We start from the raw sequence: 5296 nt of genomic DNA, 5'->3' as shown, positions 1-5296 counted from the left end.
TTTCCGTGTAGTTTATTTGCCTGGTTTATAGAAGTATTAAAGAATTCAGGAGTCATTTCAGTTATCAGTTATCAGTTATCAGTTATCAGTTATCAGTACCTCTGCCTGAGGTATTGGGATTGAAATATTGAATTTTATTTTTTTTATCCCCTTTCAAGGGGAGGCTTGAGACCTGATTTTTTGGTCAGGAGTCAGGAGTCAGGAGTCAGGAGGAAATAAAGAAGGAATAGAATAAGAAAGTTTTTTATCGCTAAACATCTCCGATAATAAAAAATATAGCGCTCCGCGCAAGGCAAAAGTCAAAAGTCAAAAGTTAAAAGTAATCCCTCACTGAGTTTAAGCCTTTGTAAATGTCCTAACCTTTGTTTCGACTGCTATAAAATCAATTATCGCAATTGATAAGGTCAATTCTTTCCCCCCTACTGCCTACTCCCTACTCCCCATTCCCTCTTTTAAAGAAGAATTTGATTTTTCAACTCAGTAAATAAAGGAGTCCCGCACTATAATTTTTAATTTAGTGCCGGGAGGAATTTATAAATAATCAGGACTTACGCAAAGGCACTATTTATAGATCAAAGAACTGTTGGACAATAGTATTGAGCGCTATATATAGCGTATCTGCGTAAGTCCTAAATAATATTAATATCTGTTTTATTGTTATTATTTCACCTAATTGAACTATAATAGAGTTATGAAACAGATAACGACTATATCCTGCAAATTGAAGATTACTCCAGAGTTGGCAAAAAAGATAGAAGCAACACTGGTAGAATATGCAAATGCTTGTCAGTTTATTCACGAAAATAGTGATAAAAAATTGACAAATAATGTAGCTATGCAATCTTTGATGTATGATACAGTTCGAGAAAACTTTCAGTTATCAGCACAAACAACAATTCATGCAATAAGACGAGTATGTGCTAATAGAAAAACTTCTATTACTAATCATATTAAAAAGGAATTAAGTTTTAGCCCAACATCAGTAGATTATGATAGTAGAACATTTAGTCTAGATACAAAAACATGGATTGTTAGTGTAAAGCTGCTAACTAAAAGAACTAAAATTGAATTACTAATAGGGAACTATCAACGTGGAATATTAAAGGGTAGTAAGTCTAAATCTGCTGTATTAACTAAAAGGAAAGATGGTAGCTATTACATAAATATTAATATTAATAATATAGCACCTGACCCAATAGATACAGACAAAGTAATTGGTATTGACTTGGGTAGAACAGATATTGCAACAACTTCCGAAGGTGATTCATGGTCGGGTAAAAAAATCACCAATAAAAGAAATCATTATTCTCAAATGAGAGCAGTCCTACAACAAAAAGCATCGAAAGGCACTCGTAGTAGTCGGCGTAGATGTCGGCAACTACAGCAACGGTTATCAGGCAAAGAACGACGCTTTCAGAAACATATTAACCATGAAATTACAACTTATTTAGTCAAGAAAGCAGCGATTAATAAGACATCAATCGCTATTGAAGATTTAACTAATATTAGAACTAGAACTAATCAACAACGTAGAACTAAGAAAGAAAGAAGATTGTCTAATAATTGGGCATTTTATCAGTTTCGGATGTTTCTAACTTATAAATGCGTGTTGAATGGAGTAAGACTAATATTAGTTAACCCGGCTTATACTTCCCAAACTTGCCACAAATGTTTGCATATTCATCCGACAAAAGGTAAATCATATAGGAATGGTAAGAATTATCATTGCAATGATTGTGGATGGGAAGGTGATGCTGACTATAATGGTGCTAAAAATATAGCTGCTTTGGGGCTGTCTGTAAACCAGCCTGGAGGCTCCTGGTTATTTTGTCAAGTTAGTAATCTTGATTTTAGACCAAGACAACTAACTATATGGGATATACTGGAGGGCTACAAAAAGCCAGCATCATAATCTTTGATTTGATGCCTGGTAGTTTACCCACCCATACCAATCATTTAAACCTTCCCCACTTGTGGCAGAAACCTGGAAAATCTTAATATTAGGATTTACCTGTTTTGCATATTCAATACAACGATTAACATCAAATTGTACATAAGGTAATAAATCAATTTTCGTCAGAATCATTACCTGACTTTCCCGAAACATATAGGGATATTTTATTGGTTTATCTTCTCCTTCAGTTACTGATAAAATCGCAACTTTAGAATTTTCACCCAAATCAAATAAAGCTGGGCAAACTAAATTACCCACATTTTCAATCATTAAAACTGAATTTAAAGGAGGGTTTAATTCTGTATAACCTTTCTCTACCATTCCAGCTTCCAGGTGACAGCCTTTACCAGTATTAATTTGTACAACTTTACAACCAGTTTGGCGAATTTTTTCTGCATCATTAATAGTTTCTTGGTCACCTTCTATGACACTAAATGTTAACTCAGATTTTAAATCGTTAATCGTCCGAGCTAATAAAGTAGTTTTGCCAGATCCAGGAGAACTAACTAAGTTTAATGCCAGAATATTTCGACCTTTAAACCAACCTCGGTTTTGGGCAGCTATTAGGTCATTTTTCTGTAAAATTTTCTGTTCTAAAGTAATAGTTGTTTCGTGCATTTTGGCATGAACTGCTGCCATTTCCTGATGATTATGTTCAGGAATATGATCATCAGAATGAGTATGAGTAACAATAGTTCCATCTGGGAGAGTATGAGTATGGGAATGATGCTTATCTACTGTCATTTTTTTTCCTGTTTGAGAATTAGTAATAGTAATTTCATTATTACCGGAACAACCGCAAGTTACACACATGATTTTTGTACCTTTATTTTATTTCTTGAATTTTTAGTTTTTGACCTTTGATTATAAGGTAATCATTCAGCCATCAGCGGGCTGATAGTAATGAATGAATTTACCTGGCAAGGGTCGCTCTTCTGAGGAAAGTTGAGAAATATTTGATAGAAAATACTGTCTTTTTTCAAATTATTTATAGTTTAGTGGCAGTAGAAATACTTTACTATATAGTTAATGTTTATTTTGTTATTTGTAAGTCATTTGAGCAAAGTTTTCCATTAACATTCGGTGGATTAAGATGTAGCCACCACCTACTTTTTAGATAAACTATGAAGTTTCTGCCTCAATCCAACCTTTGACCATTTCAATAGGAATCCCAATAGGACCAAATAATACTTTCAATGCTTCGATTCCTCCTTCCCTTAAAGCGTTAATTAGTCTGGCTTTTAATGTGGGATTTTGCTTGATTTCTTGTTGTAAAGTTACAGCTAAAAAACTCTGTTTTTCAATTTCTGTTGCATTGGGATAATTTTGTTCGAGTTGTTGTAAAAGTTGTTGAATTTCTACTGCTGCATCTGCTAAGTTTTGCTTTTGTTCGGCAGGATAATTATTAATTATTCCGCCTACATGGTTGGCATAAATTGGTCCGTCTACTCGGTTACCTTGAGATTTGTCAATGCTGATAAATCCTCCAGTAAAACTCCCACTAAATTCATTTTTAGTATATTTATTGGGGGCATCTTTCATAAAAGTGTCTCCTTTATTTTGATAATTTTCTATATAATAACTAGGACGCCGTAGCAATGTCTGTACGGTATTTTCTACAAATGTTTGTATTGTATTCTCTAAAGTAGAAATTCTATTATCTTGTTCCGCTAAAAGTTTCTTTTGTATCTCAGCTAAAGCTTTTATTTCGTTATACATCTGGAAATATTCACCATTTAACTGAGAAAGGTCAGCCCCAAGAGCAGTTGCCAGACGAAGTAGAAGATTCTCTCGTCCCCTTTTCTCCATCGCTACTATTTCTAGCTCTTCATCTGGATGATTTTCAGCCAACCGCTTCAGTGCAATAGCAATAGCGCGGGGGTCAACCCCCTGGTTGTGGTAAAGGTCGAGGGTATCAACGATGGGTTTAATAAAGTCGGCAAAGTCTCCATCCTTAAATTCTTCTTGCCAGTTATCTGGTTTACGGCGACGGTCGGGGTCGGGGTCGTCTTCTTTGGTTAAGCGCATGAAAACGTAACGACATCTCACAGCATCTAATTTTGTATGGCTGGTGATACCCCAATCTTCTATAGTCGCTCCGGTGAGTATTGCTCCTGTTAGGTTTGCTTCATCTAATTGGGTTTGTACTAATTTGGCTCTTGATAAGTCAGCATCCTGGAGGTTTGCTTCGTTCAGATCGGCACCGATCAAGCTAGCATCAGCTAAGTCTGCACCTTGTAAATTAACACCGCGTAAGTTTTGGTAGTCAAAGTTTTGGTTTTCCCCGTCTCCTTTAATTAGTAATTGCCGTACTCGCAGATTTTTAAGATAAGAGCCTTCAATACGGGATAACTCAATTTTTTTAACACCATGCAGGTAAACTCTTATAAGTTTAGCTTCATTAAAATTTGTATTTTTAAGTATTGCTTCCTCGAAATTTGTATCTTCTAGGTTAGCCTTCTCAAATTTAGTACCAAATAAACAAGCTATAAAAATGATTACAGACCGAGTTGCTGACCAGGTTTCATCTTCCTTTAAAGCCTTCCAGCCGGCATTTCCTCCCATTACAGACGCTATAATATTAACTGTTATACCTATAGTTCCAAAACCTACCCTGTCTATAAATTCAGATTTTGCTGCGACGACTCCTCCCAAAATAGCAAATGCTACAGCTATTACGCCTGATAAATCACAAGAGATAGAGATTACTCCAGCCACTGCCAAAGTTAGCCCCACAGCATAAGCAGAAATAAAAGCAGCTGTCAGAGTAGTTGCAACAGACACACCTATAAGTTGATTGCTGTTAACAAAAATGAAGTTGAGTAGTGTTGCAATTACAATCGTAGCTAAAGATGTAGCTGCAGCAACAGCTCCGTAGGTGGATAAAGTTACGGAAATAGCTCCATACAAAGACTGGAATACGTTGCGAGAATCAAACCTTAGACTTTTACGAATAGTAGCAACAAAGAAAATTGATAAAACAACCAGGATAACTAATCCAGGAACTAAAATTAAAATTTGAGTATTTTTAGGGATTAAAATACTTGTTGTGTAGAGGCAAGTTATAGTTGTAATAAATCCTAGTAGTGCGGAGAGAAACCATGTCACAACAAGCAATAAAGTTATCCAATAATTTTGCAATCCAGTTTTAACCCTACAAAACTTTGCACCTTTAAGAGTAGCTTTAGTAAAATCTGCTCCTCTAATATCCGCACGACTAAAATCTGCCCCCGAAAGGTTTTGTTCTCTCAGAGATTCACCTTTGAGCTTTACCCCTTGGAAATTTCTTTCACCTTCTCTATATCGCCTCAGTAATTCACTAGCTTTCATTGCATAATATTT

3 protein-coding genes are annotated in these 5296 nt (G+C 35.4%); 1 reads left to right on the top strand and 2 read right to left on the bottom strand.

Going from position 1 to position 5296, the window contains the following annotated elements:
- Positions 1-691: 691 nt before the first annotated feature.
- Positions 692-1912, top strand: coding sequence for an RNA-guided endonuclease InsQ/TnpB family protein (locus AC3DU7_RS24120; RefSeq protein WP_488041839.1), 1221 nt, complete (start codon positions 692-694; stop codon positions 1910-1912).
- Here the strand turns inward: AC3DU7_RS24120 and hypB are convergent.
- Positions 1907-2767: a hydrogenase nickel incorporation protein HypB gene (hypB, locus tag AC3DU7_RS24115; protein WP_488041838.1), complete on the bottom strand. Its 861-nt coding sequence runs from the start codon at positions 2765-2767 to the stop codon at positions 1907-1909. The two genes, AC3DU7_RS24120 and hypB, sit on opposite strands and share 6 nt — an antisense overlap.
- Before the next feature lie 309 nt (positions 2768-3076).
- Positions 3077-5296: pentapeptide repeat-containing protein (locus tag AC3DU7_RS24110; protein ID WP_488041837.1), on the bottom strand; the 2220-nt coding region annotated here is incomplete at its 5' end.

This window comes from Okeania sp., assembly GCF_983059655.1.
This window is presented reverse-complemented; position numbering and strand designations above follow the sequence as displayed.

Excerpts from the sequence above, each read along its gene's own strand:
- hypB (WP_488041838.1), bottom strand. The coding sequence starts at position 2,767 with ATGTGTGTAACTTGCGGTTGTTCCGGTAATAATGAAATTACTATTACT.
- AC3DU7_RS24120 (WP_488041839.1), top strand. The coding sequence starts at position 692 with ATGAAACAGATAACGACTATATCCTGCAAATTGAAGATTACTCCAGAG.